Here is a 15156-nt window from a genome sequence, read left to right on the forward strand (position 1 = left end):
CTGCCGCACGCGGGCGCGACACTCGGCCTCGCCTCGCCTCCCCCGCGTGACCAGCCCGTTTCACCGGTCAAACGAGCTGAAAGAGGGGTTCGGCCGCCCAACTCGATTACGGACTGTGTACGTTCGACATGCGCAGCGTGCGGGCCTACGCAAGCCTGGGGTGCGTTCCCCCAGGACACGTGTCTTGGGGGGGAGGACCCAGAAAGGACTGTTCGCCATGCGCTACATCTCCGCTCTCTTCATCGCCGCGATGCTCACGGCCTTTGCGGCCCCGGCCGCTTCCGCCGGCGAAGGCCCCGGCTTCGTGTGCGACACCCACACGATCAGCTCGCTGTGCTGGTGACCTCTTCTTAAACGGGGCCAGGCCGCTGGACGTGGCGTTCGCGGCCTGCCCACCCAAGTCACTGCCCCACAACACCGTTCACGTATGAGACGGCGCCGGGGTCGGCCGAGGCCGACCCCGGCGCCGTCTCATGTGTGAACGCCCCGTGGTGAAGAAGCAACCTCGTTCGCCCCGGTGACATCCACCTAGGCAGAGGCGAGCGACCGGGTCTACACCAATCGGTCATGGCGTGTACACATCAAATGTACAGTTGCGCCATGACCACCCCCCTCACTTCACTCGGCGCCCACACCCGGCGAAGGGCCAGCGCCTGATGTCGACTGCCGTTCACGCAGAGGAGTCGGGCACCGCCGCCACCACCGGCAAGTCGCCGCGCGCCGGGCGGCGCTGGGACTGGCCACTGCTGCTGGTCTGCGCCGTGTCCGCACTCGTCGTGGGCCTGCTGTCACCCGCCGACACCTCGCAGGAAGCATGGGGTCTGGCCGCAGCACTGGGTTACGGCTGTGCCGCACTGGTCGCGGCGAGGTCGTCCACACCGTGGGCACCGACCCCCGCCGTGGTCGCGGTCGTCGGCGCGGTCGTCGTACCCCTGCTGTACCTGACGGTGATCAGCAAGGAGCAGATGGAGGTCGGCGTCGTGGAACGGGCGGCCGACCTGCTGTTCGCCTCCGGCAGCCCGTACCACCCCGCACCGCACGCGGTGCGGGACTTCAATCCCTACCTCCCCGGCATGGCGTGCTTCGGCATACCGCACATGCTGTTCGGCGACATCCCCTGCACCAGCGCCCGGTTGTGGTTCCTCGTCGGTTTCCTCGCGGCCGTGGCGGGCGCGATACGGGTGCTGACCAAGGGCCGGGACGCGGACGCCGGTCGGGCCCGCACCCCGAGCGGGGTCACCGGCAGGACGGGCGTGTTGTGGCTGATCGCCTGTCCCGTCGTCGCGCTGCCGCTCACCATCGGCGGTGTGGACCCGCCGGTCATCGGGTTGATGTGCCTGGCCCTGGCGTTCACGCAGCGGGGCGATGCCGGACGGGCCGGGCTGGCCATGGGCGCGGCAGCGGCGCTGAAGTGGACCGCCTGGCCGGCCATCCCGGTGCTCGTCGCCGTGCTGGCGGTGCGCGGCGGACGGCGTGCCGCGCTCAAGTGCGCGGCGGGAGCCGTGGGGATCGCCCTGCTCGCCGTCCTGCCCGCGGCCCTGGTGGACAGCGGCGCCTTCTACCGCAACGTCGTCCTCTACCCGTTCGGTCTCGGCCCCACGGCATCGTCCGCGCAGAGCCCCTTGTTGGGGCACCTGATCGCTGTGCTGGTCCCGCACGGCGAGACGGTCACGATGGCACTCATCGTGCTGAGCGCCGCGGGTGTGGGCCTCTCGCTCCTGGTCCGCCCGCCGCAGAGCGCCGCGGCCGGTGCCGACCGACTGGCGCTCGGTCTGACCCTGGCGATAGTGCTCTCCCCGGCGACCCGCATCGGCTACGCCATCTACCCCATCGTCCTGGTGACTTGGCCCCGCTTCGCCGCCGCCCTGTCGGCGGGCGAGCCCGGCAGGCAGCCTCAGGGGACGGACCGGGCGGCCGACCAGCGGGTCTGACGTCGATGGCGGGACACCATGGTTGGGGCCGCAGCGGGGCAAGGCTGCGGCCCCACCCCCGTCATCGCGCTGCACATCGGGAGGAGACAGTGATGACGGAGCACACTCGGCCCGCAAGACGGACGCGGAACACCATAGCGCCCGTCGCCGCGCTCACGGGCGCGGCGATCGCGGTCGTCGCCCTGTCCACGCCGTCCGGCCCGATCACGGTGTGGCCCCCGGCGCCCATCACCCTGCCGGACCCGCGCCACGCGGGCGCGACGCTCACGCACGGTCCCGAAAACGAGACAGCGCCCGAGCCGACCGAAGCCGACCCGGACGCTGCGTAGCAGGTCAGAGGGGTAACCCCTGCCCCGCAGCCGTAGGCCCTGTGGGACTCGAACCCACAACCAATGGATTAAAAGTCCTGGCCAAGGCTTGCCGGGTGGTTCCGGACGCTGCTTCCGTGTCCGGAACCACCTGGTCAGAACAGGTGCGCCGTGAGTGCCGATCCGTCGCGTGACGGGTTGTGCCGCACCGTCCGCTCACGCATCGCTCACGCAGAAGATGCTGCTGACCAGCGCGTTCACTCCTGGTGCTGCCTCACAGATTTCGCACGCATCCGCACGCTTCCCCCTTCGAGTGGACCCCTCCGCCGGGCGCCGGATACCTGCGGCAGGATTCGAACCTGCGACACCCGCCTTAAGGAGTGGGATCGAATCCTTGCCGGGTCGTGCGTGGCGCTGCCGCGTGATGCTGTCTCGCCTGGTCAGCGTCACGCGGCTGGGTGCTTCATCCGGCTCATGGTGGCCTGTGCCGGACAGTCCGCTCACGCATCGCGCAAGCACGTCGGCATCGGTCTGCAATGCCGGAGCGGGCCTCCCGTCGGGAAGCCCGCTCCGGCAAGGGCACGGCTGCGGGACTGCCACGCCCGGCGGTATCGCAGGTCCCCCGTCTGTGCGGTGGCCGTCGTGGATCCGGGCCCATCGGACGGGCGCGACACCGGGGCAGGCGAACAAGCCACACCCCGGAGTCGGGCATGTCGGCGAGGGGCATTCATCTGCAGGCTGGTGCGTTGCCTTCGGAGCTGGCCCCGCGGACCGGGACGAGGAGGGTGAACGTGGCCGGAGCCCTTCTGGTGAGGGAGAGTCGGCCGCCGATGGATTGGGCCAGTTCGGAAGCGAGGGCGAGTCCGATGCCTGTCCCGTGGCCGCCGCCGGTGTGTCCCCGGTCGAACAGCTGCGCTGGCTCGCCCTCCGCGGCTCCCTCGTCGCTCACGTCGAAGGCGAGGGCGTCGTTCAGGTCCCGCACCACCAGTCGCGCGGTTCCGCGTCCGTGCACCCGTGCATTGTCCAGCAGGACGCCGAGCACCTCCGTAACGGGACCGCGGGGGACCAGGACATCCGCGGGTGCGTCATGTGTGCCGCACTCCAGGCGTCTGCCGTCGGCGGCGAACAGGCCGTGCCAGTGCTCCTGCGTCTCCTGAAGGAGGTGTGCCACCGCAATGTCCCCGGCGGCCGGGCGGGGCCGGTCCGGGGAGCGGGACAGGCGGAGCACTTCCTCCACGGTGTGGTGGAGGCGATGGGTGGTGTCCAGTGCCTCGGTCAGCACGGGGCGTAGTCGGGTGTCGTCGTCCTGGGCGAGGCCCGCCTCCAGAGTGAGTTGCAGGCCGGTGAGCGGGGTGCGCAGCTGGTGGGAGGCGTTGGTGGCGAAGTCGCGTTCGCGGCGTAGAAGTTCGGACAGGCTGCGAAGCATCGCGTTGTGGGTGCGGGCCACCTGATCGATCTCGGCGATGCTGCTGGGGGTCGCCCGCGCGTTCAGGTCCCCTTCGGCGACGGCCCGGCAGTGGCGGGAGAGGGCCTCCAGCGGGGCGGCCAGCGCCCGAGCCTGCCGGCGGGCGACCAGTACCGCGATAGTCAGCGCGACTACGGTCACGCCGAGTAGTACGCCCCACGCGGCCAGGACCCGGTCGCGTACGGCGCCGGCGGGGGAGGACGCGCGGACCACGCCGATCACCTGCTCGGCGTGGGAGACCGGTACGGCGGCGACCAGATCGCCGCCCGACTGCCCCCGGACCACCTCTCCGCCAAAGGCGCGGCGGACCGGCGCGTCCGCCGTCCCAGGGCCGCTGCCCGCCCGCTTGGCCTGCTGTGGGTCGTACAGGCCCAGATGCCCCCCTGCCGGCGCCCTGGGCAGTTCCACAGGGTCACCGGTCGCATAGTCCGGGCTCACCCGTACGGCCGCGGCGAGGGCCGCGCGTTCCAGGGTGTCGCGCTGTCCGGCGTACAGGGAGGACCTGATGGCCAGGGCCAAGGGGACGGCGAGCAGGACCACGGCGACCAACGCGGCGGTGAGGGCGACTCGCACCACGCGCTGTCTCATGCCCTCATCATGCGGCGGTTCGGCGGGACGGGCGGGGCTGGGCTCACGCTTTTGCCGTCGTCTAACCCTCGGCGAGCAGGGCGCTAACCGGCCGCTTCCTAGCGTGGGGGCCATGACCGTCCGGTCCGGGGGATTCCTTGGAGGGCAGTGGTGATGGCAGCACATGCACGGACGTCCGCGGCAGTCGGGCTGGTACTCGTCGCGGCGGTTGCCGCGGGCTGTTCCGGTTCCGGCTCGCACTCCGGTTCCGGTTCGACGACATCAACGCCGCCGGCCTCCTCGGAGCGCGTCGGAAACGGGCAGAACAAACCGACACCCGCTCCCACCGAGTCCAATCCGCCCGGTGACATCCCGGACAACCAGGTGTACGTCGCCTACCGGCCGACAGGCGGGTCCTTCACCGGTTTCACGGTGAAGGTGCCTGAGGGCTGGGCCCGTACCGAGCAGGGCGGCAGCACGGTGTTCACCGACAAGTTGAACACCGTGAGGATCACGGCGGTCTCCGCGTCCACCGCGCCCACGGTCGACTCGGTCACCAAGACGGTTGTCCCCAAGCTGCGCTCCCAGGTGCCGAAGTTCGCCGCACCGAAGGTGTCGGAGGTGTCCGGGCACGCGGGCCGTGTCGTCCGGCTGACCTATCAAGGTGACTCGGCGAAGGACCCGGTCACGGGCAAGGTGGTGCGCGACGGGTTCGAGCGGTATGCCTTCTACAAGTCGGGCCACGAGGTGGATCTGACCTTGTCCGGCCCGGTCAACGCCGACAACGTCGACCCGTGGCGGATCATCAGCGACTCCTTCGCCTGGCGGTGAGCACCATGGCGTCCGAGCCGGTGCTGGCTGCCCGTGAGCTGTACCGCTTCTACCGGGCCGGCGAGGAGGAGACACTTGCGCTGCGCGGGGTGTCGCTGCGGGTCGGGCGGGGTGAGACGGTGGCGGTCGTGGGTCCCTCGGGATCCGGTAAGTCGACTCTGCTGGCGTGTCTGGCCGGGCTTGACGAGCCCTCCGGCGGGGAGGTCCGCGTGGACGGCGTGCGCATCAGCCACCGGCCCGAGACCGAGCGGGCACGGCTGCGCGCCCGGCACATCGGCGTGCTGCTACAGACGCGCAATCTGCTGCCCCATCTGAGCGTGCGGGATAACGTCCGCCTGCCGCAGCGCGCCGCGGGCCGTAAGCCGGCCGCCTCGGCCAGAGAACTGCTGACCCAGGTGGGTCTCGGTGAACGGATGCACGCGCTGCCCCGGCAGCTGTCCGGAGGGGAGCTGGCGCGGGCAGGGCTGGCCGTCGCGCTGGCCAACTCCCCCGCTGTCCTCCTGGCGGACGAGCCGACCGGCGAATTGGACGGGGAGACCGAGCAGATGGTCCTCGCGATGCTGCGGGAGCGGGCAGCGCAGGGATGCGCGGTGCTGATCGTGACGCACAGCACCGACGTCGTCAGGAGCGCGGACCGGGTGATCGCACTGGAGGACGGCAGGGCAACCGACGCCTCGGCCCAGACCGCCCGTCCCGCGCCGCAGGGGGTCCCCGATGTCACCGGATGAGGCACTCGTGACCTGCACCGACGCGGCTCTCACCTTCGGTCGGGGCACGCAGGCCGTCGTGGCCGTGCACGGTGCCAACCTGGAGATCGGGGCTGGCGATCGGCTCGCAGTCGTCGGCCCCTCCGGGTCGGGGAAGAGCTCGTTGCTGCACCTGCTGGCCGGGCTGGAACAGCCCACCAGCGGAACGGTGACCCGTGCCGGCGCCCTCGGGCCACACGACATCGGCTTGGTCTTCCAGGGCGACAGCCTGATCCCGGCCCTGAACGTGGTCGAGAACACGGCCCTGCCCCTGGTCCTCGCCGACCGCCCGGAAGGCGAGGCCCGGCAGGCGGCCCTCGCGGCGCTCGCGCTGGTCGACGCCGCCGACCTGGCAGACCGGCTGCCCGAGGAGATCTCCGGTGGTCAGGCCCAGCGGGTCGCCGTGGCCCGGGTCCTGGCCCAGTCCCCGCGCCTGATCCTCGCCGACGAGCCCACCGGCCGCCTCGACCACGCCACCGGCGGCCGTGTCCTCGACGCCCTCCTCACCGCCGCCGACCACACGGGCGCAGCCCTCGTCGTCACCACCCACGATCCCGCCGTCGCCGCCCGCCTCACCACCCGCCGCGCCATGCGCGACGGCAGGCTGCTCGCACCCGAGGAGGTGCCATGATCGGCTCATGGACGGCCGGCCTGGCCCGCCACCGCAGCGGACGTCTGCTGGCCGCACTGGCCGGCATCGCCCTCGCGGTCGCCCTCGTCGCCGCGCTGGGCTCCTTCCTCACCGCGTCGAAGGCGACCATGACCCAGCGTGCCGTGCGCTCGGTCGCCGTCGACTGGCAGGTCCAGGTACAGCCAGGCGCCGACCCCGGTGCGGTGATGTCCCTGGTCCGCAAGGCGCCGGGAACCCGCGCCGCCCTGCCCGTCGGTTTCGCCCACACCACCGGCTTCACCGCGCGCGTCCAGGGCAGCACCCAGACCACAGGTCCCGGTATGGCCCTCGGCCTGCCTGACGGCTACCGCGCCCTCTTCCCCGACGCCATCCGTACCCTCTCCGGCTCCCCGACGGGCGTCCTGCTGGCCCAGCAGACCGCCTCGAACCTGCACGCCGCTCCCGGCGACACCATCGGCGTCCAGTTCCCCGGCATCGGAGTGCGACAGGTGAAGGTGGACGGCGTGGTCGACCTGCCCCAGGCCGATTCGCTCTTCCAGACCGTCGGCGCACCCAGCCAGTCCCAGCCGACCGCACCGCCGGACAACGTCGTCCTGCTGCCCGCCGCCAAGTTCGCCACGCTGACTCGAGGCGCCTCTGCGGTCACCACCCAGATCCACGTGGCGCGCGACGACGCCCGCCTGCCCTCCGATCCGGCTGCCGCCTTCACCGCAGTCACCGGCGCCGCTCACAACCTGGAAGCCCGCGCCGCGGGCGCCACACTGGTCGGCAACAACATCGGCGCCGCCCTCGACTCCGCCCGCCAGGACGCCCTGTACGCCCAGATCCTCTTCCTCTTCCTCGGCGTCCCCGGCGCGGTCCTGGCCGCCGCCCTGACCGCCGCGGTCGCCTCCGCCGGCAGCGAACGACGCCGCCAGGAGCAGGGCCTGCTACGGCTGCGCGGCCTGCGCCCCCGCCAGATCACCGCCCTCGCTGGGCTGGAAGCGGCGCTGATCGGTCTGGCCGGCGGGCTGGCCGGACTGGGCGTCGCCGCACTGACCGGCCGCCTCGCCTTCGGTGCCGCCTCCTTCGGAGCCGGCGCGGGCACCTGGGCCTGGTACGGCACCGCATTCGTGCTGGGTGCCGCCGTAGCTGCCGGAGCCGTCCTCGTCCCTGCCTTGCGCGACCTGCGTACGGTGACCGTCGCCGAGACCCGCAAGGAGTCCGGTGCCCGCAGCACCAGGAACCCGTGGTGGATGCGGTACGGCGTGGACCTCGCCCTCCTGACCGGCTCCTGGCTCGTCTTCCGTGCCTCTTCTGGCAACCAGTACGCCCTCGTCCTCGCCCCGGAAGGCGTGCCCAGCATCTCCGTGTCGTACTGGGCCTTCCTGGGCCCCGCCCTGCTGTGGATCGGCGCCGCCCTGCTGCTGTGGCGGCTCACCCTCCTCGCCCTCACCCACGGCCGCCCCGCCCTGGCCCGGCTGGCCCGCCCGCTGACCGCAACCCTCGCCGGCACCACCGCCGCCACCCTGTCCCGGCGCCGCCGCCCCCTGGCCCGCTCGGTGGTGCTGCTCGCCCTCGCCGTGTCCTTCGCGCTCTCCACCGCCGTCTTCAACGCCACATACCGCCAGCAGGCCGAGGTCGACGCCCGCCTGACCAACGGCGCCGACGTCACCGTCACCGAACCACCCGGCGCCCGAGTCTCACCCAGCGCAGCCGGCTCGCTGAAAGTCTCCGGCGTACGGCACGTCGAACCCCTCCAGCACCGCTTCGCCTACGTCGGCTCCGACCTCCAGGACCTCTACGGCGTCCGCCCCGAAACCATCGCCCAGGCCACCTCACTCCAGGACGCCTACTTCGCCGGAGGCACCGCCCACCAGCTCATGCGCAAGCTGGCCCAGCGCCCGGACAACCTGCTGGTCAGCGTCGAGACCGTCAACGACTTCCAGCTCTCCCCCGGCGACACCGTCAACCTGCGCATCCAGGACGCCTGCACCAAGACCTTGCGCACCGTCCCCTTCCACTACGCCGGCATCGCCAAGGAGTTCCCCACCGCCCCCAAGGACAGCTTCTTCGTCGCCAACGCCTCCTACATCGCCAAGGCGACCGGCAGCGACGCGGTCGGCGCCTTCCTCCTCGACACCGGCGGCACCCACCAGAAGCAGATCGCCACGCGCCTGCGGTCGCGGCTCGGCACCAGCGCCACCGTCAGCGACCTCACCCAGACCCGCGGCACCGTCGGCACCAGCCTGACCTCCGTCGACCTGGCCGGACTCACCCGCATCGAGCTTGCCTTCGCGGTCCTGCTGGCCGCCGGAGCCGGGGGACTGGTCCTCGCCCTCGGGCTCGCCGAACGCCGCCGGACCTTCGCCATCGCAACCGTCCTCGGCGCACGCACACGCCAGCTGCGCGGCATGGTCCTCACCGAGGCCCTCCTGCTGGCCGCAGGCGGCCTGGCCGGGGGTGCCGTCATCGGATGGGCGCTGTCGGAGATGCTGGTCAAGGTACTCACCGGCGTGTTCGACCCGCCGCCCGCCGCCCTGGCGGTGCCCGGCGTCTACCTGACCCTGACCGGACTGGCCGCCCTGATCGCTGTACTGGCCGCAGCCCTGAACGGCATCCGCGGTGCCCAGCGCCCCGCGGTGGAGGAACTCCGCGACCTGTGAGCCCGCCTGCAGGGGAGCGACCTGTCTACTCTGTTGCCATGGGCACGCCTGCCGCACCGGACCGCAGCCGCCTGCACATCCTGGTCGTCGAGGACGACGACACCATCGGACGCCACCTGGAAACCGGCCTCCGCGTCAACGGCTACGCCCCCACCTGGAGCCGCACCGGCGCCTCGGCCCTGACAGAGACGGACCACACCGCCTACGACGCCGTTCTCCTGGACCTCGGCCTGCCCGACCTCGACGGACTGGACCTCGCCCGCACCCTGCGCGCCCGCTTCCCCGACCTGCTGATCGTGATCCTCACCGCCCGTACCGACGACATCGACGTCATCGCCGGCCTGGACGCAGGCGCCGACGACTACCTGCTCAAACCCTTCAGCCTCACCGTCCTGCTGGCCCGCCTCCGCGCCCACCTGCGCCGACAGACCAGCACGTCGCAGCCGCAGCCCCCACTACGGCTCGGCGACCTGGTCATCGACACCACCGCACGCCGCTGCACCCTCCACGACACGGAGATCTCCCTGCGGCCGAAGGAATTCGACCTCCTCGCCCTGCTCGCTCAGAACCCCGGCACCGCCGTCTCGCGAGAAAAGCTGATGGCACAGGTGTGGGACGAGAACTGGTTCGGCCCCACCAAGACCCTGGACGTCACCATGGCCGGCCTGCGCCGACGTCTCACCCAGGCCGCCGAAGAGTCCGCCCGCCCTTGCCGGTTGCCTCACATCACCACGCTCAGGGGACATGGTTACCGACTTGAGTGCTGCGGCTAGAGCGGTGGGCCGGGACGAAGAGTTGACTGGCCCCTGGTCAGCGCCAGTCCCATGGGATTCTGCGGCACACTGAGCCCGCCCGGCCGGGTGGGCCGGCCGGGCGCTGTGCGGTCTGTCAGCCCATGTCCGTCAGGAGGGCGTTCAGTTCCTTCTCCTGCTGCGCGGGCGACATCGGCGGGTTCGAGTGATCGATGCCGAACGTCTTGAGCATCTTGTCCATCTGCGCGTCGATGGAGTCCCAGCCGGTCTGGTCCAGCGGCTGCAGCGAGGTCTGGTCGGCATCCCACAGGTCACGCAGTTTCTGGGCGGCCGCGTGGGCCCCGGTAGCGTTCCCCGAGCGTGCGTCCTTGAGCGAGGTGGAGGCGAGGGCCTTCAGCGCGGCGACCTTGGCGGGCGGGAACTTCTTCACCGCCTGGCCGGGAGCCATCTGGACGGCGGAGGTGTTGTCTTCCTCCGCCGCCGGGCCGATGTGCGGCTGGCCGTGGGCCCAGACCAGCAGGGCCGCGGTGGCGACGGCGAGCAGTCCGAAGCCGGCCAGCGCGGTGCGCTCCCTGCGCGGGTTGCTGGTGGCCGGTGCGGCGTGGGTCGCCTCGTGGGTCTCGGTCACGTCCGAGCGCGTCACCGTCAGGTAGACCACGGTCGCCAGGATCAGGCCGAGGAAGATCAGGCTGGTGGTGAAGGTGCCCAGGTCGAGACCGGTCGGCTCGCCCGGCTGAGCGACCTTGGGGGAGGCGAGCCAGTCGCCGATGTTCGCGCCCAGCGGGCGGGTCAGGATGTAGGCGAGCCAGAAGGACAGCACCGGGTTCGCGCCGAACTTCCACAGCAGCGTGATCGCCGCGATGAGGCCGAGCGGCAGCAACACGGAGACGCCCGGGCTCCAGCCGGTCAGCTCCAGAGTCCAGTCGCCGGTCGCGGTGCCGAGCGCGAAGGTGACGAGAACGGCGAGCCAGTAGAACGACTCCCGCGGCAGCGTCGTGACCGAGTGGATCGACAGCGTGCGCTCACGCGCCCACCACACGCCGAAGACCACCGCGAGCAGCACCGAGAAGACCGCGGAACTGATCCACAGGGATACGTTCAGCTGGTCGGTCAGGATGTCGGTGTACAAGGTGCCCGTGACGCTGACAACGACCACGGTCAGCCAGTAGGGGAACGGAACGTACCGCTTCAGCCGCAGCTGGACGGCCAGGACCGCCACGAACACCGCGGTGAAGATCCAGGCCGTGTTCACCAGGCCGACGCCCAGCTTCATGTTGATCCAGTCGGCGAAGCTCTCACCGACGGTCGTGCACAGGACCTTGATCACCCAGAACCAGACGGTGACCTCGGGGACCTTGTTGAGCATGAGCCGCCCGCTGCGCGTGCGTGCTTCCGTTGTCGTTGTCATGCGGGGAGGTTTACGCGGGGAATCTGCACGTAACCTGACTACGCGGTTGCACGGGCGGCCGGGAGTGTCACCTCGACGTGACCGCGGCCGTCCGCGATCGCGCGGACGGCCGCACCGGCCGAGGCGGCGATGCGCCGGACCACCGGCAGCCCCAGCCCGTACCCGCCGCCGCCGGTCACCCCCGCTTCGAAGACCCGGTCGAGGTCCGCGGGATCGAATCCGGGGCCGTCGTCCAGGACATCGACCACGATGGCCTCGCCCTGGTTGCGCGCGGTGATCCACACACGCGACCGCGCATGCCGCAGGCCGTTCTCCAGCAGGGGCGACAGCAGCGACACGGCGACGTCGGCCGCCACGGCGACCTCGACCTTCGCGGGGAAGGCGACCTCGACCGCGCGGCCCGCGATCGCCTGCCGTGCGGCGGAGCGCAGGTCGCACCGGGTCCCCTTGTCCGTCCGTGCGCGTGCGGCGCGCAGAAGCGTCGTGATCGCCGTATCGAGGCGGTCGACCTCGCTCAGCACGGCCTCCGTCGGCACCGGCTCGCCGGACAGCTGCGCCAGCTGCGCCTCGGCCCGCAGGACCGTGAGCGGTGTCCGCAGCTCGTGGGCGATCTCGTCGGTGAGCCGGCGCTCGTCCGCCAGCGCGTTGTCGACGCGCTCCAGGAGGTGGTCCAGGGTCCGCCCCAGTTCCCCGAACTCGTCGCGGGGGACCCCGAGGTTGAAGCGGCGTCCGGGTTCGTGCTGGCCCCAGTCGTCGGCGAGGGCGGCCATCTCGTGCACGACCCGCAGCGCGCGGCGCACCACGAGGTGTGCGACACCGCCAGCGAGGAGGATCGTGAGGCCGCCCAGTATCAGGGACAAGGTCAGGCTGCGCTGTTCGGATGTCTCGTAGGGCGTGAGGTCCACCCGGACGATCACCATGACGTGGTGGCCGTCGATCGGGACCTGCCGCGCGTACAGGAGGTAGTCGCCGACCGACGCCGTCTGCGATCGCCCCGAGTCCGCCAGCTCCTCGACGCGGTCGACCAGGCTCGGCGGCACGTTCCCGTCGAGCAGGCGGCCGTCGGCATACACCCAGGCGACCTCGTCCAGCGCCTCGCTGCTGTTCTCCGTCAGTACGACACGGCCGCGCTTGGCGGTGACGTTCGCCGCGACCGCCTCGGCGCGCGTACGTGCCAGATCGTGCGCGTCGGCGTCCGTCACCCGGCTCAGCAGCACGTGCGAGACCACGACCAGGACCGCGACCACGGCGGTGGCGATCAGCACAGTGAGTGCGACGACCCGCTTACGGAATCCCGTCACTGCCATCGGTAGCCCACGCCGCGGACGGTCGCCAGACGCTCGGCCACACCCAGCACACCCAGCTTGGCCCGCAGCCGGCGCACATAGGAGTCGAGGGTGTTGTCGCTGACCTGCGCCCCGTGCGGCCAGCCGGCAGCGACGAGGGCGTGGCGGCGTACCGCGTCGCCCTGCGAGGCGATCAGGCGGCCCAGCAGCCGGAACTCGGTCGGGGTCAGGCTCATGCTCACCGAATCGTAGGTCACCACGTGCTTCGCCGGATCGAGGACGACCTCGCGCGGTGCGGGCGCCACGGTGGCCCGGCGCAGCAGCGCCCGGACGCGGACCAGCAGTTCCGGGATGTCGAAGGGTTTGGTCATGTAGTCGTCGGCACCGGCCTCGAAGCCGCCCACCTTGTGGTGCAGGCCGTCCAAGGCGGTGAGCATCAACACCGGCGCGTCGACGCCGCGAGCCCGCAGGGCCAGGCAGACGTCGCGGCCGTCGGCGTCCGGGAGCCCGAGATCCAGGACGACCAGATGGGGCGCCGGTGCGAGCTGCCGCAGCAGGCTGTCGGCCGTGGCGGCGACGGAGACGGTGTGGCCGTCGTGCTCCAGGGCGCGCTTGAGGACGCCGCGGACCGCCGCGTCGTCTTCACACACCATGATGAAAGCCACGTGCTGACCCTAGATACTCCCGTCCCAGTTCTCTATCTTCCCTGGTCAGCCGCCTGACGTTCGGTAGCAGACCGCCGGTGCCGCACGGCCCTGTCCTGTCATGAAGCCGCGAAGTCGGGCGCGAGAGGTCGCGGGCTGGGGTGGCGTGAAGACGACAGGCCGCGAACCCGGTTTTGTTGATCGATCACTCATCGGTCTCGGAACGGGCTGTTCGCAGTACGTTGTTCCTAGCGCGCATGATGGCGGTCCCAGATCCGTGGTGGCGAGGATCTGGGACCGTATTGACCGTCTTCGGACCGCAGCCAGCGTGTCCTATCTGACCTGGACACTTACGGCTGAGCGTTTCAGTGCTGGTTGGGCTGCCTGCGTCTCATCGCCTCGGCCATCTGCTGACGGGCGACGTACAGCGCCGTATCCAGTCGGCGGGTGCCAGTGAGCAGGCACAGTGTGTGGGTCGCATCTTCAAGCCGTCGGGCGGTCTCGGCGCTGTGGTCGACCGCCAGGCGACGCCTCAGCGTTTCGCATCGTTCGACCAGCTCTCGCAAGTGCGGAGGATACGCCATGGCCAAGACCACCTCCCATGCGGACCCGCCCGCATCGATCGCTCTTCGCCCATACGGTCGCAGCCATCGACGCCTGTCGCATCCTGGGAACAGGCTGCGACAGCTAGCGCGCACCGGTGTCCTGCCGGTTCCCGGCGTTGGGCCGAGGTCCGCGATGTTCTAGGCAATAGAACGCAACGCCGTGGAAGGCCGGACCCGTACGACTCGGTTGGCGGCTGTCTTCTGGAGCAGGCCGTAGGCGAGGACCGGGAGCAGTAGGTGTGGTTTGTCGGGGAGCACGGCGGTGATCAGTACGGCGCTGGCGCTGCTGTTGTTCATTCCGCAGGCGAGGGTGAGCGATGAAGCGGCGGGCGGATCCAGCCGCAGCAGCCGCGCCGCGCAGCGGCCGAGCACGAACGACAGCTGGCAGACCAGTGCCGCCACGACCAGCGCGGCGCCCAGCAGCAGCGGGCGTGGCCGAGCGACGAAGGAGCCGAGGGCGCCGCTGGCATTGACGTACGTCAGGACCAGCGAGCCGGCCAGGGCTGCAGGCACGACTGCGCCCAGCACCCGGCCGCGCAACGACGCGGGCAGGGCGAGCCGGACCAGGATGCCCGCCGCGCAGGGCAGCACCACGCCGACGAAGGTGAAGCCGCCGCCCGCAGTGTGGACACTCGCGGCGAGCGAGCCGGCATAGCCGCCACTGAGCAGCGGAGACAGCAGCTCGATCACGAGCGGTGTGGTGAGTGGGCTGATGAGGGTGGAGGCGAGGACCAGGCCGACCATGGTCGGCTGGTCGCCGTCGCCCTTGCCGGTCCACACCGTGGCGCCGGCCGCCACGGGCATCGCCACGATCAGGATCATCGCGGTGACCAGCCCGCTGCCGCCGTCGGAGTCGGGCGAGGCGTGCAGCAGGACCGCGACGAGCGGGATGACCAGCAACGGGATCGCCAGGTGCAGCGCAAGCCCGGCGAGCAGTGCACTCGGGCGCCGCAGGACTCGGACCAGCTCACGGACGGGGACCTGGAGTCCGGATGAGAACAGCACCAGCCACAGCAGGCATGGTGCGGTGGACACCGGCAGTCGGATCAGCGGTCCGAGCGGCAGTGCGTGGGAGTGGCGTAGCCACAGGCCGGGGCCCGGCACGAGCAGGGCTGCGGCGTAGGACAGGACGACGGCCCGGCCCAGACGGCGCCGCAGCCAGGCGCTCGCGCGGTCAGTGGGCGCCGGGCCGGCGGTGGGAGCGGGTGCGTGCATGGCGGTCTTCTTCCGTCGCGGGGGCAGGGGCGGGCCGGAAGACCGCTATGTGGAGACCATATGCGTGCGTGTGCATGGAGCCATGGTGCGCGCACGGGACCGGCGGGGCGGGTGATCCACGG

General features: G+C 71.2%; 14 protein-coding genes. 8 read left to right on the plus strand and 6 right to left on the minus strand.

Annotated elements, in window-relative coordinates:
* Positions 1-217: 217 nt before the first annotated feature.
* From ACWC0C_RS18020 to ACWC0C_RS18030, 3 genes are all read left to right on the plus strand, one after another.
* Positions 218-343, plus strand: coding sequence for a hypothetical protein (locus ACWC0C_RS18020; RefSeq protein ID WP_449200116.1), 126 nt, complete (start codon positions 218-220; stop codon positions 341-343).
* 313 nt (positions 344-656) lie between these two features.
* Complete coding sequence (locus ACWC0C_RS18025; RefSeq protein ID WP_450864813.1) at positions 657-1931, plus strand: glycosyltransferase 87 family protein; 1275 nt, start codon at positions 657-659, stop codon at positions 1929-1931.
* Positions 1932-2023: 92 nt separating this feature from the next.
* Positions 2024-2260, plus strand: coding sequence for a hypothetical protein (locus tag ACWC0C_RS18030; RefSeq protein WP_450864814.1), 237 nt, complete (start codon positions 2024-2026; stop codon positions 2258-2260).
* Between the two features lie 706 nt (positions 2261-2966).
* Here the strand turns inward: ACWC0C_RS18030 and ACWC0C_RS18035 are convergent.
* Positions 2967-4292: a sensor histidine kinase gene (locus tag ACWC0C_RS18035; RefSeq protein ID WP_450864815.1), complete on the minus strand. Its 1326-nt coding sequence runs from the start codon at positions 4290-4292 to the stop codon at positions 2967-2969.
* A gap of 153 nt (positions 4293-4445) precedes the next feature.
* Here ACWC0C_RS18035 and ACWC0C_RS18040 point away from each other — a divergent pair, with 153 nt between their 5' ends.
* The 5 genes from ACWC0C_RS18040 to ACWC0C_RS18060 are packed head-to-tail and all read left to right on the plus strand — an operon-like array spanning position 4446 to position 9897.
* Positions 4446-5102 carry a hypothetical protein gene (locus tag ACWC0C_RS18040; protein ID WP_450864816.1) on the plus strand — a complete coding sequence of 219 codons (657 nt, stop codon included), beginning with the start codon at positions 4446-4448 and terminating at the stop codon, positions 5100-5102.
* Between the two features lie 5 nt (positions 5103-5107).
* Positions 5108-5830, plus strand: a complete 723-nt coding sequence (locus ACWC0C_RS18045; RefSeq protein WP_450864817.1) for an ABC transporter ATP-binding protein — start codon at positions 5108-5110, stop codon at positions 5828-5830.
* A complete protein-coding gene (locus tag ACWC0C_RS18050) occupies positions 5817-6479 on the plus strand; it encodes an ABC transporter ATP-binding protein (protein WP_450864818.1) in 663 nt (220 codons plus the stop codon). Before ACWC0C_RS18045 ends, ACWC0C_RS18050 begins: the two co-directional genes overlap by 14 nt.
* Entirely contained in the window at positions 6476-9124 is a 2649-nt protein-coding gene (locus tag ACWC0C_RS18055; RefSeq protein ID WP_450864819.1) for an FtsX-like permease family protein, read from the plus strand. The genes ACWC0C_RS18050 and ACWC0C_RS18055 overlap by 4 nt, the downstream gene beginning before the upstream one ends.
* A gap of 38 nt (positions 9125-9162) precedes the next feature.
* Positions 9163-9897 (plus strand): response regulator transcription factor, encoded by a 735-nt coding sequence (locus tag ACWC0C_RS18060; RefSeq protein WP_450864820.1) that lies wholly within the window; start codon positions 9163-9165, stop codon positions 9895-9897.
* Positions 9898-10012: 115 nt separating this feature from the next.
* Here ACWC0C_RS18060 and ACWC0C_RS18065 read toward each other — a convergent pair whose 3' ends face one another.
* From ACWC0C_RS18065 to ACWC0C_RS18085, 5 genes are all read right to left on the minus strand, one after another.
* Positions 10013-11284, minus strand: a complete 1272-nt coding sequence (locus ACWC0C_RS18065) for a COG4705 family protein (RefSeq protein WP_450864821.1) — start codon at positions 11282-11284, stop codon at positions 10013-10015.
* A gap of 38 nt (positions 11285-11322) precedes the next feature.
* On the minus strand, positions 11323-12591 hold the full coding sequence (locus ACWC0C_RS18070; RefSeq protein ID WP_450864822.1) for a sensor histidine kinase: 1269 nt from the start codon (positions 12589-12591) through the stop codon (positions 11323-11325).
* On the minus strand, positions 12582-13235 hold the full coding sequence (locus ACWC0C_RS18075; protein ID WP_450864823.1) for a response regulator transcription factor: 654 nt from the start codon (positions 13233-13235) through the stop codon (positions 12582-12584). The genes ACWC0C_RS18070 and ACWC0C_RS18075 overlap by 10 nt, the downstream gene beginning before the upstream one ends.
* A 344-nt stretch (positions 13236-13579) precedes the next feature.
* Positions 13580-13798 carry a DUF5133 domain-containing protein gene (locus ACWC0C_RS18080; protein ID WP_361114704.1) on the minus strand — a complete coding sequence of 73 codons (219 nt, stop codon included), beginning with the start codon at positions 13796-13798 and terminating at the stop codon, positions 13580-13582.
* A gap of 159 nt (positions 13799-13957) precedes the next feature.
* The gene (locus tag ACWC0C_RS18085) at positions 13958-15034 is read right to left on the minus strand and encodes a sodium-dependent transporter (RefSeq protein WP_450864824.1); all 1077 of its coding nucleotides are present in this window, start codon (positions 15032-15034) and stop codon (positions 13958-13960) included.
* Between the last annotated feature and the right edge of the window lie 122 nt (positions 15035-15156).

It is taken from the genome of Streptomyces sp. NPDC001709 (genome assembly GCF_053596375.1).